General features: G+C 62.8%; 23 protein-coding genes and 2 pseudogenes. 10 read left to right on the forward strand and 15 right to left on the reverse strand.

Translation table 11 applies throughout. From position 1 onward, the window contains the following. Together ACYP2A_RS22390 and ACYP2A_RS22395 are read left to right on the forward strand one after the other, a co-directional pair. Window positions 1-337, forward strand: a pseudogene (locus tag ACYP2A_RS22390) (permease); the annotation flags it as partial. A gap of 110 nt (window positions 338-447) precedes the next feature. Continuing rightward, window positions 448-1,152, forward strand: coding sequence for a hypothetical protein (locus ACYP2A_RS22395; RefSeq protein WP_459748149.1), 705 nt, complete (start codon window positions 448-450; stop codon window positions 1,150-1,152). 4 nt (window positions 1,153-1,156) lie between these two features. On the opposite strand, the gene ACYP2A_RS22400 is transcribed toward ACYP2A_RS22395, so the two are convergent. The 10 genes from ACYP2A_RS22400 to nrdR form a co-directional block, all read right to left on the reverse strand. Continuing rightward, window positions 1,157-1,585 (reverse strand): MFS transporter, encoded by a 429-nt coding sequence (locus ACYP2A_RS22400; RefSeq protein WP_459748150.1) that lies wholly within the window; start codon window positions 1,583-1,585, stop codon window positions 1,157-1,159. After that, complete coding sequence (ribA, locus tag ACYP2A_RS22405; RefSeq protein ID WP_459748151.1) at window positions 1,582-2,199, reverse strand: GTP cyclohydrolase II; 618 nt, start codon at window positions 2,197-2,199, stop codon at window positions 1,582-1,584. The genes ACYP2A_RS22400 and ribA overlap by 4 nt, the downstream gene beginning before the upstream one ends. A 97-nt stretch (window positions 2,200-2,296) precedes the next feature. After that, on the reverse strand, window positions 2,297-2,806 hold the full coding sequence (locus tag ACYP2A_RS22410) for a phosphatidylglycerophosphatase A family protein (RefSeq protein ID WP_459748153.1): 510 nt from the start codon (window positions 2,804-2,806) through the stop codon (window positions 2,297-2,299). Continuing rightward, window positions 2,799-3,767, reverse strand: coding sequence for a thiamine-phosphate kinase (gene thiL / locus ACYP2A_RS22415; protein WP_459748154.1), 969 nt, complete (start codon window positions 3,765-3,767; stop codon window positions 2,799-2,801). The genes ACYP2A_RS22410 and thiL overlap by 8 nt, the downstream gene beginning before the upstream one ends. An 18-nt stretch (window positions 3,768-3,785) precedes the next feature. Beyond that, window positions 3,786-4,283: a transcription antitermination factor NusB gene (gene nusB, locus ACYP2A_RS22420; protein ID WP_459748155.1), complete on the reverse strand. Its 498-nt coding sequence runs from the start codon at window positions 4,281-4,283 to the stop codon at window positions 3,786-3,788. After that, window positions 4,280-4,756: a 6,7-dimethyl-8-ribityllumazine synthase gene (ribH, locus tag ACYP2A_RS22425; protein ID WP_056836201.1), complete on the reverse strand. Its 477-nt coding sequence runs from the start codon at window positions 4,754-4,756 to the stop codon at window positions 4,280-4,282. Before ribH ends, nusB begins: the two co-directional genes overlap by 4 nt. A 127-nt stretch (window positions 4,757-4,883) precedes the next feature. After that, window positions 4,884-5,975 (reverse strand): bifunctional 3,4-dihydroxy-2-butanone-4-phosphate synthase/GTP cyclohydrolase II, encoded by a 1,092-nt coding sequence (ribBA, locus tag ACYP2A_RS22430; RefSeq protein ID WP_459748156.1) that lies wholly within the window; start codon window positions 5,973-5,975, stop codon window positions 4,884-4,886. 16 nt (window positions 5,976-5,991) lie between these two features. Then, entirely contained in the window at window positions 5,992-6,654 is a 663-nt protein-coding gene (locus ACYP2A_RS22435; RefSeq protein WP_459748157.1) for a riboflavin synthase, read from the reverse strand. A gap of 57 nt (window positions 6,655-6,711) precedes the next feature. Continuing rightward, the gene (gene ribD / locus ACYP2A_RS22440; protein WP_459748159.1) at window positions 6,712-7,848 is read right to left on the reverse strand and encodes a bifunctional diaminohydroxyphosphoribosylaminopyrimidine deaminase/5-amino-6-(5-phosphoribosylamino)uracil reductase RibD; all 1,137 of its coding nucleotides are present in this window, start codon (window positions 7,846-7,848) and stop codon (window positions 6,712-6,714) included. Continuing rightward, window positions 7,845-8,309 (reverse strand): transcriptional regulator NrdR, encoded by a 465-nt coding sequence (nrdR, locus tag ACYP2A_RS22445; protein WP_459748208.1) that lies wholly within the window; start codon window positions 8,307-8,309, stop codon window positions 7,845-7,847. Before nrdR ends, ribD begins: the two co-directional genes overlap by 4 nt. Window positions 8,310-8,488: 179 nt before the next feature. Here nrdR and ACYP2A_RS22450 point away from each other — a divergent pair, with 179 nt between their 5' ends. From ACYP2A_RS22450 to trxA, 3 genes are all read left to right on the forward strand, one after another. Then, complete coding sequence (locus ACYP2A_RS22450; protein WP_459748161.1) at window positions 8,489-8,938, forward strand: hypothetical protein; 450 nt, start codon at window positions 8,489-8,491, stop codon at window positions 8,936-8,938. Next, a complete protein-coding gene (locus tag ACYP2A_RS22455; RefSeq protein WP_459748162.1) occupies window positions 8,935-9,579 on the forward strand; it encodes a class I SAM-dependent methyltransferase in 645 nt (214 codons plus the stop codon). The genes ACYP2A_RS22450 and ACYP2A_RS22455 overlap by 4 nt, the downstream gene beginning before the upstream one ends. A gap of 72 nt (window positions 9,580-9,651) precedes the next feature. Beyond that, window positions 9,652-10,527: a thioredoxin gene (gene trxA / locus ACYP2A_RS22460; protein ID WP_459748163.1), complete on the forward strand. Its 876-nt coding sequence runs from the start codon at window positions 9,652-9,654 to the stop codon at window positions 10,525-10,527. Here trxA and ACYP2A_RS22465 read toward each other — a convergent pair. Further along, window positions 10,524-10,883, reverse strand: coding sequence for a hypothetical protein (locus tag ACYP2A_RS22465; RefSeq protein WP_459748164.1), 360 nt, complete (start codon window positions 10,881-10,883; stop codon window positions 10,524-10,526). The genes trxA and ACYP2A_RS22465 overlap by 4 nt on opposite strands. Window positions 10,884-11,040: 157 nt before the next feature. Between ACYP2A_RS22465 and ACYP2A_RS22470 the strand changes: the two genes are divergently transcribed. The 5 genes from ACYP2A_RS22470 (at window position 11,041) to ACYP2A_RS22490 (ending at window position 14,957) form a co-directional block, all read left to right on the forward strand. Beyond that, window positions 11,041-11,631: a DUF2796 domain-containing protein gene (locus ACYP2A_RS22470; RefSeq protein WP_459748165.1), complete on the forward strand. Its 591-nt coding sequence runs from the start codon at window positions 11,041-11,043 to the stop codon at window positions 11,629-11,631. Window positions 11,632-11,635: 4 nt separating this feature from the next. Beyond that, window positions 11,636-12,346 (forward strand): ABC transporter ATP-binding protein, encoded by a 711-nt coding sequence (locus ACYP2A_RS22475; RefSeq protein WP_459748166.1) that lies wholly within the window; start codon window positions 11,636-11,638, stop codon window positions 12,344-12,346. Window position 12,347: 1 nt separating this feature from the next. Next, window positions 12,348-13,613, forward strand: coding sequence for an ABC transporter permease (locus tag ACYP2A_RS22480; protein WP_459748167.1), 1,266 nt, complete (start codon window positions 12,348-12,350; stop codon window positions 13,611-13,613). After that, window positions 13,610-14,167 carry a DUF3299 domain-containing protein gene (locus ACYP2A_RS22485; protein WP_459748170.1) on the forward strand — a complete coding sequence of 186 codons (558 nt, stop codon included), beginning with the start codon at window positions 13,610-13,612 and terminating at the stop codon, window positions 14,165-14,167. The genes ACYP2A_RS22480 and ACYP2A_RS22485 overlap by 4 nt, the downstream gene beginning before the upstream one ends. A 103-nt stretch (window positions 14,168-14,270) precedes the next feature. Continuing rightward, on the forward strand, window positions 14,271-14,957 hold the full coding sequence (locus ACYP2A_RS22490) for an OmpW/AlkL family protein (protein ID WP_459748171.1): 687 nt from the start codon (window positions 14,271-14,273) through the stop codon (window positions 14,955-14,957). An 88-nt stretch (window positions 14,958-15,045) separates the two neighbouring features. Here ACYP2A_RS22490 and ACYP2A_RS22495 read toward each other — a convergent pair whose 3' ends face one another. The 4 genes and pseudogenes from ACYP2A_RS22495 to ACYP2A_RS22510 form a co-directional block, all read right to left on the reverse strand. Continuing rightward, window positions 15,046-15,975, reverse strand: a complete 930-nt coding sequence (locus ACYP2A_RS22495) for an NAD-dependent epimerase/dehydratase family protein (RefSeq protein ID WP_459748173.1) — start codon at window positions 15,973-15,975, stop codon at window positions 15,046-15,048. Further along, on the reverse strand, window positions 15,968-16,852 hold the full coding sequence (locus tag ACYP2A_RS22500) for a sugar nucleotide-binding protein (RefSeq protein WP_459748174.1): 885 nt from the start codon (window positions 16,850-16,852) through the stop codon (window positions 15,968-15,970). Before ACYP2A_RS22500 ends, ACYP2A_RS22495 begins: the two co-directional genes overlap by 8 nt. 33 nt (window positions 16,853-16,885) lie before the next feature. After that, window positions 16,886-19,202 (reverse strand): annotated as a pseudogene (locus ACYP2A_RS22505) (mechanosensitive ion channel family protein). A 115-nt stretch (window positions 19,203-19,317) separates the two neighbouring features. Next, window positions 19,318-22,557: an AAA family ATPase gene (locus tag ACYP2A_RS22510; RefSeq protein ID WP_459748175.1), complete on the reverse strand. Its 3,240-nt coding sequence runs from the start codon at window positions 22,555-22,557 to the stop codon at window positions 19,318-19,320. Window positions 22,558-22,698: the final 141 nt, after the last annotated feature.

Below are 22,698 nucleotides of genomic sequence, written 5' to 3' on the forward strand. Positions count from 1 at the left end.
CGTGCTGGCGACAATCTTTCTAGGCATTTTTGTCGGCTCGATACTACTGGCCGTCTTCGGTCCGGTGTTCATTCTATTGGGTACGGGCGGGGCCTTGATGTCGTGGCAGCGGCCACTGCCCAAGCACCGTCCAGGCCTGCCTTGGGATAAATTCAACTTCGTCACGGTGGATCGCAAGTACCGCATCATCGTTCATCACTGCACTGACGTCACGCTGGGTTTCGAAGTTCGCTTTCCCGACAACGCTCTATTCGAGCAGTATCTGGCGTTTTTGCGCACCGTGCTACGGCCAACGGTGGAGTACACCGAAAAGGTATGGCCGGGGAGTTACCAGTAACCCTTCAAACCGCTAACGGCAACAGCGGCAGAATGCGGTACAGCATCAGCCTCGCCTGCATTTCCACTCAAGAGCCAGCTCCCCATAAAAACATTTAAAAAAACGAAAACATGAGCACTGACAATCCAGCTACAGAACAAGTCTCCGACAAAGAGGCCCTAAAACTAATGACCTGGTCGCTCAAGGCAATTATCCACCCTCCCCGCGACAGAAAATTTGCCATACTATTTTCTTTTGGCGCGCCCGGAATAGTCTTGGCCGGTATACTCTGGTCACTCGATCTAGCCACTATCGAGAGCTATGACTTTCCGATATTTATCACTGTCGCCCTGCTTTTAACCTCCTTCGCCATCCTGGCTGGGGTTCGCCAAAAAACCCTCTTCAACTACCGGGTTTACCCTGACCATGTAGAAAGCGACGAATGCCTCTACTACCCCGAGTACACAGAAGACCTGTTCAAGGGCATCGTTATTGTCTTTGTGCTGGCGACAATCTTTCTAGGCATTTTTGTCGGCTCGGCATTACTGACCATCTTCGCTCCAATATTCATTCTAGTGGGTACGGGCGGGGCCTTGATGTCGTGGCAGCGCCCATCACCCAGACATCATCCGGGCTTACCCTGGGACGAATTCAACTTCGTCACGGTGGACCGCAAATACCGCATCATCGTCCAGCACTGTGAGGATGTGAATCAGGGTTTCGATGTTCGCTTTCCGGACGACGAACTTTTCGAGCAGTACCTGGCCTTTCTGCGCACCGTGTTGCAGCCTACCGTGAAGTACACGGAAAAGGTCTGGCCGGGAGACTACGAATAAACCCTCAAACCGCCGGCGGCACCGGCACCAGCCGTGGAATGCGGTACACCCCCAACATCCCCAGACTGGCCAGCGCCAGCAGTACCACCGCCACCGCATGCAAGCTGAACAATATGCCAACGGCCGCGAACCAGGCAGGCAAGCTGGCGGCGAGGAAGGCGGTACGGCGTACGGCGGCGAGCCTCAGCCAGGCGGCGGGTTCGTCGGGGGTATCGAGGGCGTTGCGGGTCAGCTCCAGAGCGCGCTTGAAGGCGCCGTAGAGCTTGAAGCTGATGAACAGCGAACCGATACCGGCCAGAAACACCAGCAGCGCCACGATGCCGGGCTCGGAGACCGTAAAGAACACGCAGGCCACCAGCAGCGGCGCCAGGGTCAGGCCCAGTTGCCGCCACCACGCCAGTTCGAGGCGCTGGTAGACCTGGCCGCGGGTCACGCCGGGTCGACCTCGCTCTGGTGCTCGTTGCCCATCATGTGCCCGAGCTTGCCGGCCTTGGTGGCCAGGTAGAGTTTGTTGTGCGGGTTATGACCGGTGTGCAGCGGCACGCGCTCGGCGACCTTGATGCCCATGTCGGTCAGGGCTTTGACCTTGCGCGGGTTATTGGTCATCAGGCGCAGCGACTCGACACCCAGGTGCTGGAGCATCGGCAGGCAGATGGCGTAGTCACGCTGGTCGGCGGCAAAGCCCAGGCGCTCGTTGGCTTCGACGGTGTCGGCACCGCCGTCCTGCAGTTCATAGGCACGGATCTTGTTCATCAGACCGATGCCGCGCCCTTCCTGACGCAGATACAGCAGCACACCCCGGCCTTCGGTGGCGATGGCACGCAGTGCGGCTTCCAGTTGCGAGCCGCAGTCGCAGCGCTGGCTGAACAGCGCATCGCCGGTCAGGCATTCGGAATGCACGCGCCCCAGTACCGGCGCGCCATCGGCGATGTCGCCCAGGCTCAGGACAACGTGCTCGCGCCCGGTGGCCGACTCAAGAAAGCCATGCATGGTGAACTGTGCGAAAGGCGTGGGCAGCTTGGAAGCGGCGACAAAAACGACGGGCACCGTGTGCTCCTCAATAGGGAAACTGGCAAGGCCGGCATTGTAACAGCAGGTTCTGAGCGACGCTTATGCCGAATTTTCGTCCGTTAATATCCAAAAGCTAGATGAGTTCAACGACCCACGCCAGCCCTTGCAGCGACAGCCACGCCAGAACGGCCGCCAAGACATCGTCAAGCATGATGCCCAAACCACCGTGTACATGTCGGTCGACCCAACTGATGGGCCAGGGTTTGAGGATGTCGAAGAAGCGAAACAGCACAAAACCTGCCAGCAACCATAGCCAGCCTTCGGGGGCCAGCCACAGGGTGATCCAGATGCCGACCATTTCGTCCCAGACGATGCCTTCGTGATCGTGCACGCCCAGGTCATCGGCGACCTTGCCGCACAGCCAGCAGCCAAACAGCGTGGTAATGGCCAGCATCAGCCAGTACCCCCAGTCGGGCAGCATTTGCCACAGCGGCATGAACGGCAGGGCGATCAGCGAGCCCCAGGTACCCGGCGCCTTGGGCATCGTGCCGGTGCCAAAGCCAAAGGCCATGAAATGCCAGGGATTGGTCCACACCGAGGGCGGGACATACTCGGCTGAAACTTTGTCGGGGTTGTTATTCACTCAGACTCTCGAAATGTTGATAGCCGCGCACCGCCGGGGTGATGTCCCGGCCAGCAGCATCGATCAGCGCCACGCCCTCGCCCGCCACCACGCGACCGATGACCTGCACCGGCCAGCCAGCCACCTGCAAGCCGCTCAGGTGTTCGGCAGGCAGGGTGAAGGCCAGCACATAGTCGTCGCCACCGCTGAGCGCCGCCTGTTGCGCGGCGTCCTGGCCCAGAAAGCCAAGCAGTGCGGCAGACAACGGCAAGCGCTCGCGCTCGACCAGCAAGCGCACGCCCGAAGCCTTGGCGATATGCCCGCAGTCGGCCAGCAGGCCGTCCGAGATATCCAGCGCTGCCGTGGCCTTGCCACGCAATGCCTGACCCAGCGCCAACTGCGGTTGTGGCGCCCAGTAGCGCGCCAGCAGCGGTTCGGCCAGCGCAGGTTCGGCGCTGCGCTGGCCCAGCACCAGCGGCAAGGCTCCCGCTGCATCGCCCAGCTCACCGCCGACGCACAGCAAGTCGCCAGCTTTGGCAGCACCACGGGTCAGGGCAAAGCCGGTGGGCACGGCGCCGAAGACGGTGAGAGTCAGGCTTAAAGGGCCGCGAGTGGTATCGCCGCCGATCAGGCGCAGGTTGCAGCCTTCGGCCATGCGGTTCAGGCCTTGGGCAAAGGCTTGCAGCCAGTCGGCATTGAAGTCGGGAACGGTCAGGGCCAGGGTGAAGCCGATCGGGCGGGCGCCCATCGCAGCAAGGTCGCTGGCCGACACGCCAAGGGCGCGCTGACCGAGCAGCAGCGGGTCGCAGACCGCCGGAAAATGTACGCCGGCGACCAGCGTGTCGGTAGACACCGCCAGTTGCTCGCCCGGCGCGAGGGTGAGTAGCGCGCAGTCGTCACCAATGCCCAGCGCGACAGATTCGCCAGCCCGCGCACAGGGCGCGGCGGCGAAGTAGTGACGGATCAGCTCGAACTCACCCATGGACAGTACAGGCGCAAATCAGCGCTTGTAAGCCTGCACTTCAGCGGCGCGCAGGTGCGGCGCCAGCTTGTCGAGCACACCGTTGACGAACTTGTGGCCGTCGGTGGAACCGTAGACCTTGGCCAGCTCGATGCCTTCGTTGATCACGACGCGGTAAGGCACGTCGATGCGCTTGAGCAGTTCGAAGGTGGACAGGCGCAGGACCGCCAGTTCGACCGGGTCGAGTTCTTCGATGGTCAGGTCCAGGCAAGGCTTGAGAGCGGTGTCGATCTCGGTCTTGTAGGTCGCCACACCGTGCAGCAGCTCACGGAAATAGGCGCCGTCGACGTTGCTGAAATCGTTGTCGACGCGAAACTGCGCTTCGATTTCGTTCAGCGAATGATTTGCCATGTGCCACTGGTACAGGGCCTGGGTTGCCATCTGCCGGGCTTCGCGACGCTTGGCGCTCTTGCTTTTGGCGACGTCGGGCGACTTGGGTTCGCGCGGGTTGAACTGATCGGTATCGTCGGAAATCACTTGGCCTCCAACTGCGACAGCAGGCTGACCATTTCCAGCGCCGAGAGGGCCGCTTCTGCGCCCTTGTTGCCGGCCTTGGTGCCGGAACGCTCGATGGCTTGTTCGATGGTGTCGACGGTCAGCACGCCGAAGGCGACCGGCAGACCGAATTCCATCGAGACCTGGGACAGGCCCTTGACGCATTCGCCAGCCACGTATTCGAAGTGCGGGGTGCCGCCACGAATCACTGCGCCCAGGGCAACGATGGCCGCGAACTCACCGCGCTGGGCGACTTTTTGCACGACTAGCGGGATTTCGAAGGCACCCGGTGCACGGATGATGGTGATGTCGCTTTCGCTCACACCGTGGCGAACCAGCGCATCGACGGCACCGCTCACCAGGCTTTCGACGACGAAGCTGTTAAAGCGGCCCACTACCAGGGCGTAGCGGCCTTTGGGGGCGATGAAGGTACCTTCGATGGTCTTCAGGGTCATTCGGCTGGGTCTCGTATTAAAGAGCAAGCCCGCCCAGATGGCGGACTTTTAAAAGGGTCAGGTCAGAATGCCAACACGCAACGCGGACCTGCAAAACGTGAGTTTTGGCAGGTCCGCGTGGCAGCTGTCATTCAGAAGGCACGTATTCTACAACTTCCAGATCGAAACCGGATATCGCATTGAACTTCATTGGCGAACTCATCAGGCGCATTTTGCGCACGCCCAGGTCGCGAAGAATCTGCGAGCCGGCCCCTACGGTGCTGTAAGTGCTCGGCATTTTGACCGGTTGCTGGCCGGTGGCTTCACGAATGTGCGCCAGCAGCACGTCGCCGTCGAGCGGGTGACCGAGCAGCAGCACGACACCGCTGCCAGCCTCGGCCACCGCAGTCATGGCGGCGCGCAGGCTCCAGCGGCCGGGCTGTTTGACCAGTAGCAGGTCGCGCAGCGGGTCCATGTTGTGCACCCGGACCAGGGTCGCTTCTTCGGCGCAGATCTTGCCCAGGGTCAGAGCCATGTGCACATCGCCTTCGACCGAGTCACGGTAGGTGACCAGGTTGAAATGCCCCAGCTCGCTGTCCAGCGGCTGCTCGGAAATCCGCTGAACGGTACGTTCGTGGGTCATCCGGTAGTGAATCAGGTCGGCGATGGTGCCGATCTTGATGTTGTGTTCCAGGGCAAAGGTTTCAAGCTCTGCACGGCGCGACATGGTGCCGTCGTCGTTCATCACTTCGCAGATCACCCCGCTCGGCTCGAAACCGGCCATGCGCGCCAGGTCGCAGGCCGCCTCGGTATGGCCGGCGCGGGACAAGGTGCCGCCGGCCTGGGCCATCAGCGGAAAAATGTGGCCGGGGCTGACGATGTCTTCAGCCTTGGCATCCTTGGCCGCAGCCGCTTGCACGGTGCGTGCGCGGTCGGCGGCGGAGATGCCGGTGGTCACGCCTTCGGCCGCCTCGATCGAAACGGTGAACTTGGTGCCGAAGCCGGAACCGTTGCGCGGCGCCATCAGCGGCAGCTTGAGCAGTTCGCAGCGCTCGCGGGTCATGGGCATACAGATCAGGCCGCGCGCGAAGCGGGCCATGAAGTTGATGTGCTCGGCCTTGACGCATTCGGCGGCCATGATCAGGTCGCCTTCGTTCTCGCGGTCTTCGTCATCCATGAGGATGACCATTTTGCCCTGACGAATGTCTTCGATCAGTTCTTCAATCGTGTTGAGCGCCACGCGGCACCCCCTTAATTCAGGACTTCAGGTAGCCGTTGGCGGCCAGAAAGCTTTCGGTGATGCCGCCCTGGCCAGGCTCTGCGGCCTTGTCGCCCAGCAGCAGGCGTTCCAGGTAACGAGCCAGCAGGTCGACTTCGAGGTTGACCTTACGGCCCGGGCGGTAGTCGGCCATGATGGTTTCGGCCAGTGTGTGCGGGACGATGGTCAGTTCGAACTCGGCGCCATGCACGGCGTTGACGGTCAGGCTGGTGCCGTCGACGGTGATCGAGCCTTTGTGGGCGATGTACCTGGCCAGTTCTTTGGGCGCGCGCACGCGAAACTGGATGGCGCGGGCGTTTTCTTCGCGAGAAACGATTTCGCCCACGCCGTCGACGTGGCCGCTGACCAGATGCCCGCCCAGGCGCGAGCTTGGGGTCAGGGCTTTTTCCAGGTTGACGCGGCTGCCGGTCTTGAGGTCGACGAACGCCGTGACATCGAGGGTTTCGCGGCTGACATCGGCCCAGAAACCGTCGCCGGGCAGCTCGACGGCAGTCAGGCATACGCCGTTGACCGCGATGCTGTCGCCGAGCTTGACGTCGCCCAGGTCGAGCTTGCCGGTTTCGACGTAGACGCGCACGTCACCGCCTTTGGGGGTCAGGGCACGGATGCTGCCGATGGATTCGATGATGCCGGTAAACATGGAGGTCCTCCGCAGGAACGGGCTGCACGTCGAGGTGCGTTCGGGCAAAGCCGGAAATTATACGCTGCGTCTCGGCGCCGGGTGAGCGATGACGCGCCAGTCATTGCCGACGGCGCGGATATCAGTGATGTTCAGTTCCAGCGCTTCGCTCATCTGCACCAGCGGCAGGTCGAGCAACGGCCTGGCAGAGGAGCCGAGAAATTTGCCGGCAATGAAAATCTGGAATTCGTCGACCAGCCCTGCCTGCGCAAAAGCGCCGGCCAGGCGCGCACCGGCTTCGACCAGTACCTCGTTGGCGCCGCGTGCGCCCAGCTCGGTGAGCAGGCGCAGCAGGTCGACATGGCCGTCGGCACCGGGCAGGTTCAGCAGTTCATGGCCTTGCTCGCGATAAGTGTTTTCAGCGCTCTGACCGGCACACGCGGCCACCAGCGCAGGGCCGGCCTGAAAGAAGCTGGCGTTCAGCGGCACGCGCAGGCGGCCGTCGATCAATACGCGCAACGGTGGACGTGCGGCGGCCAGGGCGGTGACGTCAGGGGCAAGGCCCAACTCGTCGGGGCGCACGGTCAGCCGCGCATTGTCGATCAGCACCGTGTCGGCGCCGCTCAGCACCACGCTCGATTGCGCCCGCAGGCGCTGCACGGCGGCACGGGCGCCGGGGCCGGTGATCCACTGGCTTTCGCCGCTGGCCATGGCGGTGCGTCCGTCGAGGCTCATCGCCAGTTTGACCCGCACATACGGCAGGCCGGTTTCCATGCGTTTGATAAAGCCTTGGTTCAGCGCCCGCGCCTCGCCTTCGAGCACGCCGCTGTGCACCGCAATGCCGGCGTCCTGCAGACGCTGCAGGCCACGGCCGGCGACTTGCGGGTTGGGGTCCTGCATGGCGGCAACCACACGGCCGACGGCGGCATTGACCAGCGCATCGGCACACGGCGGGGTGCGGCCATGGTGGCTGCACGGCTCAAGCGTTACATAGGCGGTGGCGCCACGGGCGCGTTCGCCGGCCTGACGCAGGGCATGCACTTCGGCATGCGGCTCGCCGGCGCGTACGTGCCAACCTTCGCCGACGACTTGACCGTCACGGACGATGACACAGCCGACCCGTGGATTGGGATGGGTGGAATACAGGCCCTGGCGCGCCAGTTCCAGCGCACGCGCCATGTAATGGGCGTCGAGAATCGCTTGCTCGCTGCTCATTCCTTGCCTGGCTCACGAGCCAGCCGCTCGATTTCTTCGCGAAATTCGTTGAGGTCCTGAAAACGCCGGTACACCGAAGCGAAACGAATATAGGCGACTTCATCGAGCTTTTGCAGCTCGCCCATGACCAGTTCACCGACGACCAGCGACTTGACCTCGCGCTCACCGGTGGCCCGCAGCTTGTGCTTGATGTGCGCCAGCGCCGCTTCCAGGCGCTCGACGCTGACCGGGCGTTTTTCCAGGGCGCGCTGCATGCCGGCACGCAGCTTTTCTTCGTCGAAAGGCTGACGCCGGCCGTCCTGTTTGATCAGGCGCGGCATGACCAGTTCGGCGGTCTCGAAGGTGGTGAAACGCTCGCCGCAGGCCAGGCACTCGCGGCGGCGACGGACCTGCTCGCCTTCGGCAACCAGGCGCGAATCGATGACCTTGGTGTCATTGGCGGCGCAGAACGGACAGTGCATGGTGGCAAGCCACTGGATAAAGAGGAGCGCCATGGTAGCGCATCCCGCCGGCAAGACAAGCCATGTGGGGATGCATCGGGGGATGGACACGCAGGCATTGCAATATGAAACTGCCGCTATTGATCCATACTGCCTGCCGGAGCCGCTTTATGCTCCCTTACCGTTTCGCTGGAGCCTTCATGACACCAAGACGTATTTTGCTGCTCGGTTTTGCGGCCCTGCTGGCCGCCTGCAGCAGTAACGATGCCCCCAAGCAGCCGGCGGCGCCCACGACCGTGCCGGTGATCAAGACCCCGGAAGGTCCGGGACCGTTGCAAGCGCACCAGCGCGAGCTGAGCGGCCAGTTACTTGGCGTGCCGGCCGGTGCCGAGGTCGAACTGGCCATGCTGGTCATCGACGAGCGTGGCCGCCCGCAGAAACTGCTGACCAATACCCTGCTCAAGGGCAACGGCCAGTCCCTGCCCTTCCAGTTGCGCTTCAACCCGGAAGCGTTTCCGACGGATGCCAAAGTCGAACTGCGCGGCCGCGCCATTCAGTCAGGGCAGTTGATCCTGCACTTGCCGTCGCTGCGCATCGACCAGCCGGTGACTCAGGCGCTGGGGCCGTTGCAACTCGTCAAGGCACCGTGAGGGCGCTGCAACAGGCGCTGAGCGCGTTGCTCGGCGATGCGCAACTGGTCGCCACGCCCTTGCCGGACACCGAGCTGAGCCTGTGGCTGATCGACGCTGACAATATGGACCGGGCCTTCAGCCCCGAAGAAACCCGGCGCATTCTCGAAGAGCCGCCGTACTGGAGCTTCTGCTGGGCCAGCGGCCTGGCACTGGCGCGCTTTCTCGCCGCGCAGCCTGAATGGGTGGCTGGCAAGCGCGTACTGGATTTCGGTGCAGGTTCTGGCGTGGCAGCGATTGCGGCAGCCAGGGCCGGCGCGCTGGAAGTGGTGGCCTGTGACCTGGACCCACTGGCGCTGGCGGCTTGTCGGGCCAATGCGGCGCTTAATGGCGTAGAGCTGGGTTATTCGGCAGATTTCTTTGCCGAGGCCGACCGTTTCGACCTGATTCTGGTGGCCGATGTGCTCTACGACCGCGCCAACCTGCCGCTGCTCGACCAGTTTCTGAGTCGTGGCCGCGAAGCGCTGGTGGCGGACTCGCGAGTGCGTGATTTCCAGCACCCGGCGTATCGTCGGCTGGCCGGCTTGCAGGCGCTGACCTTGCCGGATCTGGCCGAGCCGTACGAGTTTCGCAGCGTGAGCCTGTATCACGCCATCCGCTAACGCCCTGCGCCGCTTTCGGCAAAGTCTTGTGACCTTTATAGTTGGCGGCATTACGATTTTGTGAGGCACACAATGAGCCAGGACACTTCCTACATCTACGACGTCACCGTCGCCACTTTCGATCAACAGGTCATCGAGAAGTCGTTCGAGCAGCCGGTGCTGGTCGATTTCTGGGCCGAGTGGTGTGCGCCGTGCAAGGTTTTGATGCCACTGCTGGCGCAGATCACCGAGAGTTATCAGGGCAACCTGATCCTGGCCAAGGTCAATTGCGATACCGAACAGGACATCGTCGCTCGTTTCGGCATCCGCAGCCTGCCGACCGTGGTGCTGTTCAAGGACGGCCAGCCGGTGGACGGTTTCGCCGGTGCCCAGCCGGAGTCGGAAGTCCGTAAGCTGCTGGAGCCGCATGTCGCACTGCCGGCCCCGGTCAGCGCCGATCCGCTCAAGCAGGCACAAACGCTGTTTGCCGAAAGCCGCTTCGCCGAAGCCGAGGCGCAGCTCAAGGCGCTGCTGAGCGAAGACAACAGCAATGCACTGGGCCTGATCCTGTATGCCCGCTGCCTGGCCGAGCGGGGCGAGCTGGGCGAAGCGCGCACCGTGCTCGATGCCGTCAAGAACGACGATGCGCACAAGGCCGAACTGGCCGGCGCCAAGGCGCAACTGACGTTTCTGGCCCAGGCGGCGCAACTGCCTGAAAGCGCAGAACTCAAAAGCCGTGTGGCGCAGAACCCGCAGGACGACGAGGCGGTTTACCAACTGGCGATTCAACAGCTGTCGCGCCAGCAGTACGAAGCGGCGCTGGACGGCCTGCTCAAGTTGTTCACACGTAATCGCAGCTACAGCGAAGGCCTGCCGCACAAAACCTTGCTGCAAGTGTTCGAACTGCTGGGCAACGATCACCCGCTGGTGACCACTTACCGGCGCAAACTTTTTGCAGCCTTGTACTAAGCGACCCAGTGATACAGCGGTGCATCGGCACCGCTTTCAACCTTGACGTTGGCGCTGTGGCGCAGGCGTACCAGCAGGCGCTTGCCGGCGGCAGCGCTGCCGGTCAGGGCTTCCAGCTGGCTCAGTAGGTCCGGGCCATTCAGGCTGCCGGCGGTTTGCAGCAGCTGTTGGGCATCCTGCCAGAGCCGGTCGTCCTGAGTGACCGGGCTGCGCGGGGCGGGCTCGGGCGGCGTTGCAGGCGCCATTTCAGGTGCTACGGCCTTGAGGCTCGCACCCAACTGTGCCCAGTCACTTTCATCCAGTTCAATGGTCAGATCGACCGGCCACTGGCCAATGCTTCCACGAATCCGCAACATGCTCTGCTCCTTTGATAATCAGGCGCCCATGCTCCCATATCTTCCGGTTGCACGCTCACGCGAGCGGTTAAGGAAGCGTTCAGAAAAAAACCGGCCTCTGGCCAGCTTATTGTTATAAGATCACATTACATTTAAAACCACCCGCCCGGAGTACGTTATGCGCCGTCTGCTGCTCGCCCTGCCTTTTGCCCTGCTGCCCCTGACCTTTGCCCAGGCGGCACCTGAGCACGATCACGACCATGATCACGAGCACGGCAGCCTGGGCGCGCATGAACACGGTGTCGGGCGTCTGGACGTGGTGCTGGAAGGCAAGACCCTGGAGATGCAATTCGAAAGCCCGGCCATGAACATTGTCGGCTTCGAGCACGAGGCCACCAGCGACGAAGACAAGGCCAAGGTCGCCAAGGCCCGTGAGCAACTGCTCAAGCCCAACACGCTGTTCAGCATTGCCGAGGCCGCGCACTGCTCGGCGCGTTCAGTGAAGCTGGAAAGCCCGCTGTTCGGCGACAAGGACGACGATCACGACCACGACGCAGCTGCCAAGGCGGGTGAGCACGAGCATGAACACAGTGAAATCCACGGCAAATACATCTTCACCTGCGACGCACCGGCCATCCTGAAAAAACTCGACCTGACCCAGATCTTCAAGACCTTCCCGGCCACCAAAAAACTGCAAGTGCAGTTGATCTCGCCGGGCGGCCAGTCGGGTGCCGAAGTGATCGCCGCCAACCCGATCGTCAAGTTCTAAGACCATGAGCCAGGCACTGATCGAGCTGTCGGACCTGCGTTTCAACTGGCCGGGCCAACCCGCGCTGCTGGATATCCCGGCGTTTCGTCTGGAAGCGGGCGAGACGCTGTTTCTCAAAGGCCCCAGCGGCAGCGGCAAGACCACCCTGCTCGGCCTGCTGGGCGGGGTGCAGACCCAGGGCAGCGGCAGCATTCGCTTGCTGGGCCAGGAACTCAAAGACCTGTCGGCCAGTGCCCGCGACCGTTTTCGGGTCGATCACACCGGCTACATCTTCCAGCAGTTCAACCTGCTGCCGTTTCTGTCGGTGCGTGAAAACGTCGAGTTGCCATGTCATTTCTCCAAGGTCCGCGCCGCGCGTGCCGGTGATCGTCATGGCTCGGTGGCAAAAGCCGCAGTCGCCCTGCTTGAGCATCTGGGCCTCAAGGACCCGGCGTTGCTGGAGCGCCGTGCTGACTCATTGTCGATCGGCCAGCAACAGCGCGTCGCTGCCGCTCGTGCCTTGATCGGCCAGCCGGAACTGGTGATCGCCGACGAGCCGACCTCGGCGCTGGACGCCGATGCCCGCGAAGCCTTTCTGCACTTGTTGTTCGCCGAATGTCGCGCCGCCGGGGCGAGCCTGCTGTTTGTCAGCCACGATCAGAGCCTGGCGCCGCTGTTCGACCGCAATCTGTCACTGGCCGAGCTCAATCGCGCCACCGTCGCCGTGGAGAATTGAGATGTATCTGTTTCGCCTGGCCATGGCCAGCCTGGCCAACCGCCGTTTCACTGCATTTCTGACCGCCTTTGCCATTGCCCTGTCGGTGTGTCTGTTGCTGGCCGTGGAGCGGGTGCGCACCGAAGCGCGGACCAGTTTCGCCAGCACCGTCAGCGGCACCGACCTGATCGTCGGCGCCCGTTCTGGCTCGGTCAACCTGCTGCTGTACTCGGTGTTTCGCATCGGCAATGCCACCAACAATATTCGCTGGGACAGCTTCGAGCACTTCGCCAATCATCGCCAGGTGAAGTGGGCCATTCCCATTTCATTGGGCGATTCACACCGCGGCTACCGGGTGATGGGCACCAACGCGTCGTACTTCGAGCATTACCGCTATGGCCGCCAGCAGCCGCTGGAGCTGGCGCAGGGCCGGCCATTCCAGAGTGATCCGTTCGAGGTGGTGCTGGGGGCCGAAGTGGCCGAGGCGCTGCATTACAAGCTCGGCGACAAGCTGGTGCTGGCCCATGGCGTGGCGGCGATCAGCCTGGTCAAGCATGACGACAAGCCGTTCACCGTGGTCGGTATCTTCAAGCGCACCGGTACGCCGGTGGACCGCACGCTGCACATCAGCCTGGGCGGCATGGAGGCGATCCATATCGACTGGCATAACGGTGCGCCAGCGCGTGGCAACGAGCGAGTCTCCGCCGATCAGGCGCGCAACATGGACCTGACGCCAACCGCCATTACGGCGGTAATGCTGGGCCTGAACAGCAAGATTTCGACCTTCGCCCTGCAACGCGAGATCAATGAATACCGGGGCGAACCGCTGCTGGCGATTCTGCCGGGTGTCGCTTTGCAAGAGCTGTGGAGCCTGATGGGCACTGCCGAGAAAGCACTGTTCGTGATTTCGCTGTTCGTAGTGCTGACAGGCCTGATCGGCATGCTCACGGCGATCCTTACCAGCCTCAACGAACGGCGCCGGGAAATGGCCATTTTGCGTTCGGTGGGCGCGCGGCCCTGGCATGTCGCCAGCCTGTTGATTCTGGAAGCCTTCGCACTGGCGTTGATCGGTGTGATTGCCGGCCTTGCGCTGTTGTATCTGGGCATCGCGGTGGCGCAAGGCTACGTGCAGTCGGAATACGGCCTGTATCTGGCGCTTTCCTGGCCGAGCCAATATGAATGGACGTTGCTTGCTGGCATTCTTGGCGCTGCGCTGGTGATGGGTGTCGTACCCGCCTGGCGCGCCTATCGACAGTCCCTGGCCGATGGGCTGTCGATTCGCTTATGAGGATGTTGACCATGGGGCGCCTGCTCTCTTTGTTGCCGGCCTTGCTGCCAGCCCTGCTGTTATGCCTGCCCTTGTCGTCCTGGGCCGCCGAGCCACGGGTGCTGACCTGGGCCGAAATGATTCCGCCGGACGCACCGGTGGTGGCGCCGGTCACCCAGCCGCTGCACGACATGTCCAAATTGTCCGACGCGCTGGCCATGGAAGCGGCACCGGCAGCCAGCCAGGTAGCGCCCGACGCGCCGGTGGTCAAGGCGCTGGACGGCAAGCAGGTGCGCCTGCCGGGCTACATCGTGCCGCTGGAAGTCAGCGAGGAAGGCCGGGTGACGGAGTTTCTGCTGGTGCCGTATTTCGGCGCCTGCATTCATGTGCCGCCACCACCGGCCAACCAGATCGTGCATGTCACCAGCGAGCTGGGCGTGAAGGTCGAAGAGCTGTACCAGCCGTACTGGATCGAAGGGCCGATGCAGGCTAAACATTCGACCAGTGAACTGGCCGAGGCCGGTTATCAAATGGTTGCCGACAAGATTTTTGTTTATGAGTTGTCGGACTCTTAAACATTCAGGGGCTTGATTGAGATTTCATTGAGCTGAGTCAAAGCCGCGTCGCAGACGCACTTTTACTATGACTCCAGCACTTTTCAATCGCTCTGGAGCCCCCATGAACAAGTCCCTGCTGTGCGCCTCGTTGTGTGCACTCGCCCTCACCGTCCCTGTCGCCGCACAGGCTTATCAGCCGGGCGACTTCATCGTGCGTGCCGGCGTGGCGCACGTCGACCCGCATGAAGACAGCGGCGAACTGCGTCTGGACGGCACGCGCGTGTCGGGTACCAAGGCGTCGGTGGACGGTGAAAACCAGCTGGGGCTGACCTTCGCCTACATGCTCAATGAACACGTTGGTATCGAACTGCTGGCCGCCACCCCGTTCAGCCACACCGTTTCGGTCAGCGGCCTGGGTGCCGGTCTTGACGGCAAACTGGCCGACATCAAGCAACTGCCGCCGACCCTGTCGCTGCAGTACTACCCGATGGCCGCCTCGTCGCCCTTGCAGCCTTATGTCGGCGTGGGCATCAACTACACCAAGTTCTTCGACACCGACCTGACCGGCAACCGCAAGGACCAGGGCTTCAGCAACCTGAAGCTCAAGGACTCGGTGGGCCTGGCCGGCCAGGTGGGCGTGGATTACCTGCTGACCGATAATTTCCTGCTCAACGCCTCGGTCTGGTACGTCGACATCGACACCAAAGCCACCGTTGATGGCCCTTCGGCGCTGAGCATCGGCAAGACCAAGGTCGATGTGGATATTGATCCGTGGGTGTACATGGTGGGGGTGGGTTACAAGTTCTGATTACACCAACGATAAAAAAGGCGCCTCAGCAATGAGGCGCCTTTTTCATTGAGCGCAGAGCCGACCAAGCGGTGCGGGACGTACACGCTCAGCGGCCCAGCAGTTTTGCCAGTCCTTCGCCCAGAGGCGTAGGGGTCTCCAGCGTGAATCGCTCCAGCAGGCGCTGGTTATTGGCGCGGGAGTGGCGGATATCGCCCTGGCGCGGCGCCTGATAGGTCACCGGTGGAAGGCTGCCGAGGACTTCTTCGAGCGTGCTCAGCAATTGGTTGAGCGAGGTGGTGCGGTTCAGACCGACGTTGATCGCGCCTTCCTGCGGTGCCGGTTGCTCCAGGGCCTGGAGCAGCAGCTTGGTCAGGTCGCCGATGTAAAAGAAGTCGCGGGTCTGTTCGCCGTCACCGAAGACAGTGATCGGCCTGCCCTGGCTTGCATAGTCGGCGAAGATGCTGATGACCCCCGAGTACGGTGAGGACGGGTCCTGGCGTGGGCCGAAGATATTGAAGAAGCGAAACACCACCGGCTCCAGGCCATGCTCGCGGCGATAGAAGTCCAGGTATTGCTCGCTGGCCAGTTTATCGACGGCATAGGGTGTCAGCGGGGATTTGGTGGTGTCTTCGCCAATCGGCTCGCCTTCACCATTGTTGCCGTACACCGCAGCGCTGGAGGCAAACAGCACGCGCTTGATGCCCGCCTGGCGCATGGCTTCGCAGACATTCAGGGTGCCGATGAAGTTGCTCTGATGCGTGTGCACCGGATCATCGACCGAGGCTTGCACCGAGGCGACGGCCGCCAGGTGCACCACGGCCTGGCAACCCTGGGCGGCACTGCTCAGCAGCGCGGCATCAGCGACATCGCCTTCGATCAGTTCGACACGCGGGTTGTCCAGCGGCAGGTTGCTGCGCTTGCCGGTGGACAGGTCGTCGACGATGCGCACCGCATAACCCTTGGCCAGCAAGGCGTCGGTCAGGTGCGAACCGATGAAGCCGGCACCGCCCGTGATCAGGATTGGAGCATCAGACATGTCGATAATACCGGTCGAGCAGAACAGGCAACCCGGCGCGCCAGGCACGCGGCTTGATGCCGAAAGTGTGGAGGATTTTCTTGCAGGCCAGTACCGCGTGCTGCGGTTCTTCGTTGGCGTCCGGCTGCGCGGCATGCGCCTGCGCCGTCGGCGATTCGATGGCCAGTTCGTGCAGCAGGCGCGCCTCGGTCAGCACAGCCTGGCCCAAAGCCAGAGGCGTGGTGGCCTCATGGCCGGCGTAATGATAGGTGCCCCACAGCGGCGCTTCGCAATCGAGCTGCTTGAGAACCGAAAGCAACACACGGGCGGCATCGTCGACTGGCGTCGGATTGCCACGCCGGTCATCGGCCAGCAGCAGCTCTTGCGGGGTTTCGGCACGCTTGAGAAAGCGTCCCAGCACGCCATCGGCGCTGTCGTCGAGCAGCCAGCCGAAGCGCACCAGTACATGCAGCGGGCAGGCCGCACGCACGCTTTGCTCGATGCGCCATAGCGCCTGGCCCCGCAGGCCCAGTGGCACCGGCTCGTCTTTTTCGCTGTAGGCGGTGGCCCGCGAGCCATCGAAAACCCGATAGCTGGAAGGCTGGATCAGCATGATGTTATGGTGCTGGCACAGTTCAGCCAGACGCTCTACAGCGCGCTCCTGAGCGTTCAGGCGCGTTTCGCTAACGGTGCCGGCCTGGAACCAGTCGAAGTAATAGGCCAGGTTGATCAAGGCATCGGGGCGGGTGTCATCGAGCAGTTGCGTGAGGCTGGCAGCGTCCCAACCATCTTGTGGCGGACGCGGCGCGAGGAAGCCAACGTCTTCCTCGGCACCCAGACGTATCAGCGCCTGCCCGAGGGCATTCCCGCCGCCCAACAGCATAAGGCGCATTCGCATAAAGTCAGCAGGCTCGGTATCGAATTCATCAGTTCATTGGAATACAAACGCCTGCAAACATATCACGTTGCCCGCGCGGGCCCAACAGTTGCACGGTGTCGGCGCCCGGCGGGCGGGCGCCCAAGGTTCAGGCCGGTGCAGGCGGCCCCTCGAGGGCTGCCGGTGGCGAGCTTGCATGGGCGGCACCCGGCTGCATGACCACCTGTGGATAAGTTTGCGCGAAGCTGACCTTCGGATGCTGGTCGACACGCTTCTTGAGCCGTTCGTTGAACGCCCGGCCAACGCTGTATTGCCCGCCCGACGAAGTGCGGAACTGCGCGGTGAGCACCACGCCGTTGAGGTCCATGCGGTCCACGCCGAACACTTCCAGCGGGCCTTGCAGGTTGTGCTTGAGCAGTATGTCTTCGCTGATCGAATGGCCGGTTTCACGAATCAGCGCCAGCGCTTCGTCGATGTCGGTGTCATAGGTGAACTGCACCGAGAAGAACGCATAGGCGAACTGGCGTGACTGGTTAGTGACTGCCTTGATCTGGCCGAACGGCACCGAGTGCACGAAGCCCTTGCCGTCACGCAGGCGCACGGTACGGATGGTCAGGCTTTCGACGGTGCCGGAATGGCCGGTACTGAGCACCACCCAGTCGCCGATCGAGAAAGTGTCTTCGATGATGATGAACAGGCCGGTGATCACGTCCTGCACCAGTTGCTGAGAACCGAAACCGATGGCCAGACCCACGACACCGGCACCGGCCAGCAGTGGCGCGACGTTGATGCCCAGGTTGGCCATGGTAGTAATCGCGCAGATCACCACCAGGATGATTTTTATCGCATTGCGCAGCAGCGGCAGAATGGTCTTGGTCCGGGTACTGGGCGCCCGCCCCGAACGCTGATTGACCGGTGGCTTGAGCGCTTCCTGAATCGCAGTGTCGAGCACCACCCACAGCAGCCAGGTGACCAGAAAGATCAGGCCGATGCTGCTCAGCGAGTCACTGATCGCCCGCCCCAGCGTGTTGCGCTGGGCGAACTCGAACAGCGAGAAGCCCCAGATTCGCCCAAGTATTTCAATGAATGCCACGGCCAGGCCAATGCGCAGGCAGGCATACAGCAGACTGAGCAGGCGCGCCTTGTAGGCATGCTGGCGGCGCCCGTCCGGATCGACCGGTTGTTTGAAAAAATGCTGGAAAACGGTGCTGAGAAACACCGTGGCAATCAGCAGCAAGGTGGTGAACAGCGCGCAGCGCAAGGTTTCCTGGCTGTCTTCGCCGGCACCGATCAGGTTGATGGCCGAGACCAGGATCATCAGCAGAATCGGCAGGTGCCACAGGTTGGAAAACACTTTGAGCGACTGTTGCAAGGCGGGCTGTTGCCGACGGCTGGTCAAGGCTCGATTGCGAATCAGGTGTGCGACCGGACGGCGCATGCGCACCACCAGCATGCAGAACACCGCCGAGGCGAACAGGCCGGTGAACACCGCCACGCTGGTGGTCACGTTACTGCCGAACTGGCGGGCAATCTGCGGGCTGGTCAGCGCATCGCTGAGGGCGGCCAGAAAGCCGATGATGAACAGCGGGCGCGGCGCGTACTGACGCAGGATATGCACGGCTGCGCGCTTGTGGCCGCCGTTGAACATGACGATGACACACAGCACCACCGAGGTCGAGACGATACCGCTGCTGGTCGCATAGGCAAAACACAGCGCCAGCGCACGGCCCACCGAAGACGGCAGCATCTGGCTGACATACAGGGTCAGCGGCAGGCAGATGATCGCGGGTACCGTAAATGGCAGGACATAGCGCAGCAATGCCTGGATACGCCCACGGGTGCTCATGAAGGCACGCTGGTTCAGACGGCCGGCAAGAAAGCGTCCGGTGAAAAAGAGCACGGCGAACGCGCCGATCCAGACCAGCGACAGCAGTAGAAAATCGCCGACCATTTCCAGCCCGGTGCGCTCGGACGGCTTGTTGACCAGGCGATTCAGCTCATTGGCGGCGCGATCGGTACGTACCCGCCAGGTGTCGACCAGATTGTCGTTAAGGTTCAGTGCCTCTTTCACATCGCCGATGCTGCTGCTCAGTGCGCCCAGCAGGCCGCCTTCAAGCAGGATTTCCGGTTGTGCGGGGTCGGCTTCTTTTTCAGCGGCGGCGTCCGGTTTGTCTTGTGCAGGTTCTTTTTTGTCTGGCGTGGCGTCTTTGTCAGACGTTTTTTCGGCAGGCCCGGAGGCGGCCTTGTCATCGGGTTTGTCGGCGGCCGCAGCCCCCATGGGCAGGGCCGGCACTTCGGCGGCCTGCAACGGCAGGCTGCCGGCAAAGGACAACATCAACACCAGAATCAGGGTTTTCAACTGAGCCGCCACGCCACTCCTCCTGTGTCGAAAAAATCAAAAGACAGGCCATTGCCCACCTGAAACTGATCCTCATTCGTGCTGCAAAGTTCGACCGGACAGCCAACAAATCGCCCGGCCTTCTGGTTCAAAAGGTGTCAGGCCCGGACAGCGCGCTCATCAGGCGCGGCATCGTGGCGATCAGACCGAGCGTTTGGCCTTGCTGCTGCAGCGCACTCAGCCGGGACCGGGCAACGGCGTTATCCACAGGACCGCCACTGGCGAATTCGATCAGGCCAACGTGATGTCCGATCCAGGCGCAAGGTGCCGAATCGGCCAGGGTTTGCAAGGCCTGAGCGTGGCGGACAGCCTGGGGAATATCGCCGACCAGCAGGCAGACTTCTGCCGCCGTGACCTGAAAGCGCAGGGCGTTATGCGCCAGGCAATCCAGCCCAAGCCAGGTCTGACCTTGCGCCAGCGCCTGACGCGCGCGGGCTTCGTCGGTGACGATCAGCGCCAGGCTGGCGCAGATCCAGGGGCCGATATAGCGTTGCAGATGAAATTGCTCGACCAGATGCGCCGCCTCGCCAATCAACGCATTGGCCTGATCTCTCTGCTGGCCTTGCAAGGCCGCCCGTGCCAGCGCTTCGAGCAACAGGGCCTCGAAACGCCGGGCGCCCAGACGGCGCGCCTGCTCCAGCGCCAGTAACAGCGATGGCTCGGCCTCTGCGGCCCGGCCCATGGCCAGCAACCCCCAGCCCAGGGTGAGGCGCGAGAACACTTCAGCGCGGTGATTGCCCAGGCGCTGACTACCGATGATCGCGGCCTCGGCATCGCTGAGTGCCTGGCGCGTCTGGCCCAGATAAAGCTGGGTAGAGGCACGCGCACTGCGGTTGCTGGCGTCGATCTGCGCCAGGCCGTGCTGCTCGCACAACTGCACGCATTGATCGAACACCTCGAAGGCGGTCTGCATGTGCCCTTGGGCATACCAGGAGTCGCCGATGCCGCTCAAGGCCCGGGCGCGGGTTTCCCGATTGTCGCCCTGCACGGCCAGTTGCAGCGCCTGCTGGTGCAGTTGCCGGCAGCGCAAATAGTCGCCGCGCGGAAAATACAGGTTGCCGTGCAGATACAACAACCGCGCCTGGGCCGCAAAGGCCTGCCGGGCCTGAGCCACGGGCATCATGCGCTCGATCAGTCGGGCCTTTTCGTCAAGGCGCTCCAGAAGATTGAGCACCGGCGCCAGTTCCAGCGCCGCCTCGATCTGTTCGTCGGGGCCATCGGCCAGGTGCAGGGCCTGTTGATAATGCGCACAGGCCTCGCTCATGCGTCCCAGCCCTGCGCAGGCCTGACCGCACAGCCAGGCCAGGGTGAAGCTGGACACTGCACGCTCGGCAAAATGCTCGCACTGACGCGCCAGCCCGAGCATGTTTTCATACTGGCACGCCTGGCGCTTGACCTGCATCGCCGCCAGCAGCGCATCGAAGGCCAGTGGGTCATCGGCGCGCAGCAAGTGCCGGGCATAGCGTACCGGATCATGATCGCGATAGACCGCCGCCACTTCCTGATGCAATTGCTCGCGCAACGAGGCCGGCAGTGCATCGTAAATGCAGTGCATGACCAGGTCGTGGACGAACATGTAATGCCCGGGTTCGACCTCACGCAGCAGGTTATGGCGCATGCCGGGGGCCGGCACATAGTCGCTTTGCCCGAGCACCCGGCGCAGCAGCGCCAGCTCGAAACGGTTGCCGAACACCGAGCCATAGCGCAGGGCGCGGCGCTGCTCGGGCATCAGCCGGTCGAAGCGGCTTTGCACCAGATGGCGCAGGCTGTCGGGAAATACCCCTTCCTGGCTGGCGAGCAACTGGGTCAGGAACAGCGGATTACCCTGGGCGCGGGTCACACAATCAGCGCGATAGTGCGGCTCGACATGGGTGAACTGCTCGGCCAGGGCCAGCGCCTCTCGCGGGCGCAGGGCTGCGATGTCGAGCACGCTCATGGGCCTCGAGCAATGCGTGCGCAGCACGCTGTCCAGCGGGTCATCTTCATGGCGTGAGGTCAGCAGCCAGACCACTGGCGCTTCGTTGGTAGCCTCAAGCAAGCGGCCCAACAGCACGAACAGCGCAGGCTCGCCCCAGTGCAGGTCTTCGAGGCACAGTAACAGCGGCTGCTGCACCGCCACGCGCAACAGTAACTCGCGCAGGGCTGCCAACAGCCCCGCATCGCGAACGTCGTTATTCATCTCGGCGTACAGGGCAAACCGCTCGCCCGTGTCGAACTGGCCCATCAGCACTTGCAGAAATACGCCTTGCTCGGCGCTCAAGTGCAGCCGGGCCAGTTCGGCCTGCAAGGCGGCGCTGTCCAGAGCGCCGGCGGCCGGTAACGCCAGCAGGCTGCGCACCAGTTGCCCAAGCGGCCAGTAGACATCGTCCATGCCGAAATCCAGCACATCGCCGCGATGACAGGTCACGCCATTTTGCCGGGCCATCTCGACGAACTCGGCCGTCAGCCGCGTCTTGCCGATGCCGGCCATGCCACGCAGGTAAACCACGTGGCCGTCCTGATACTCCAGCGTGGCTTCGATCACGCCCTTGAATTGAAGAATTTCGATGGCTCGCCCGACCAGTTCGCGCGGGGCGTTGTGTTCGCTGGTACGCGCGTGCAGGCACTGATGCCACAGGGTGTGTGGATCAACCGGGCGCTGGAATTCGAAACGCGATCCCAGTTGCTCGACCAGTTCGCCCGCCACATACACCGCAACGCTGCTGCCCGCTGACGGGGCGTCGCTGATCGACTGGCCATTGACGATCTCGATGTCATCCAGGCGCATCAGGCGCAGATAGACGGCCTGCCCGGCTTTGAACAATCCGGCACGGCACAGGGCAAGCGCACACAGCAGACCACGCTCGCTGTCACTGCGATGCGCCAGCGGCGTGCCGAAATGCGCCAGCATCGTGCCCTGCCTTGGCTCAAGCGCAACACCGCCGAATTGCCGGATGATTTGCACAGCCTCTTCACGGGTTTCAATGGCCGCACTCAGGCACAAGGCCAGGACATAGCGGATCGCATCGAGATCGGCTTCACTGGCTGGAGCGTCAGGCGCCTGAGGCCCCGGCGCTTGCGCCAGCAAGGTGTCGATGTCGACCTCGAACGCGGCTGCCAGATGGCGGGCAGTGCGATACAGCACCGGTTTGCCGGTTTCGGCGCGCTTGATCGAGGCAATCGAGACACATAAGTGGCGATTCAGGCAGGCATCGGCGAGGGTTTCCTGGCTTAGCCCCAAGGTCTTGCGCAATGCCTTGAGCCGGGTCGCATCGAGCTGCACGCGGCCATCGGCCACAACGGGCTCGGCGAGGGGCAACGAAGCGGGAAGCAAAGGATCGGAGGACACGGCACGGCCCTTTTGCGCGGGCAAAGCCGGCACGACGCTAAAGAGTGGCGATTGTACTCCAGCTGTACCCGCCCGTCCCATGGCCATCTGATACCAGACTGAGACTGCGCCACAACTCCCTGCCCGACATACTGCGCCCCA

It is taken from the genome of Pseudomonas sp. 3A(2025) (assembly GCF_054589175.1).

What these genes read in the sequence shown, in the direction of transcription:
- ACYP2A_RS22395 (WP_459748149.1), top strand. Translation starts at nt 448, where the DNA reads ATGAGCACTGACAATCCAGCTACAGAACAAGTCTCCGACAAAGAGGCC.
- thiL (WP_459748154.1), bottom strand. Translation starts at nt 3,767, where the DNA reads ATGGGTGAGTTCGAGCTGATCCGTCACTACTTCGCCGCCGCGCCCTGT.
- ribH (WP_056836201.1), bottom strand. Translation starts at nt 4,756, where the DNA reads ATGACCCTGAAGACCATCGAAGGTACCTTCATCGCCCCCAAAGGCCGC.
- ACYP2A_RS22435 (WP_459748157.1), bottom strand. Translation starts at nt 6,654, where the DNA reads ATGTTTACCGGCATCATCGAATCCATCGGCAGCATCCGTGCCCTGACC.
- ribD (WP_459748159.1), bottom strand. Translation starts at nt 7,848, where the DNA reads ATGAGCAGCGAGCAAGCGATTCTCGACGCCCATTACATGGCGCGTGCG.
- nrdR (WP_459748208.1), bottom strand. Translation starts at nt 8,309, where the DNA reads ATGCACTGTCCGTTCTGCGCCGCCAATGACACCAAGGTCATCGATTCG.
- ACYP2A_RS22450 (WP_459748161.1), top strand. Translation starts at nt 8,489, where the DNA reads ATGACACCAAGACGTATTTTGCTGCTCGGTTTTGCGGCCCTGCTGGCC.
- trxA (WP_459748163.1), top strand. Translation starts at nt 9,652, where the DNA reads ATGAGCCAGGACACTTCCTACATCTACGACGTCACCGTCGCCACTTTC.
- ACYP2A_RS22465 (WP_459748164.1), bottom strand. Translation starts at nt 10,883, where the DNA reads ATGTTGCGGATTCGTGGAAGCATTGGCCAGTGGCCGGTCGATCTGACC.
- ACYP2A_RS22470 (WP_459748165.1), top strand. Translation starts at nt 11,041, where the DNA reads ATGCGCCGTCTGCTGCTCGCCCTGCCTTTTGCCCTGCTGCCCCTGACC.
- ACYP2A_RS22475 (WP_459748166.1), top strand. Translation starts at nt 11,636, where the DNA reads ATGAGCCAGGCACTGATCGAGCTGTCGGACCTGCGTTTCAACTGGCCG.
- ACYP2A_RS22480 (WP_459748167.1), top strand. Translation starts at nt 12,348, where the DNA reads ATGTATCTGTTTCGCCTGGCCATGGCCAGCCTGGCCAACCGCCGTTTC.
- ACYP2A_RS22485 (WP_459748170.1), top strand. Translation starts at nt 13,610, where the DNA reads ATGAGGATGTTGACCATGGGGCGCCTGCTCTCTTTGTTGCCGGCCTTG.
- ACYP2A_RS22490 (WP_459748171.1), top strand. Translation starts at nt 14,271, where the DNA reads ATGAACAAGTCCCTGCTGTGCGCCTCGTTGTGTGCACTCGCCCTCACC.
- ACYP2A_RS22495 (WP_459748173.1), bottom strand. Translation starts at nt 15,975, where the DNA reads ATGTCTGATGCTCCAATCCTGATCACGGGCGGTGCCGGCTTCATCGGT.
- ACYP2A_RS22500 (WP_459748174.1), bottom strand. Translation starts at nt 16,852, where the DNA reads ATGCGAATGCGCCTTATGCTGTTGGGCGGCGGGAATGCCCTCGGGCAG.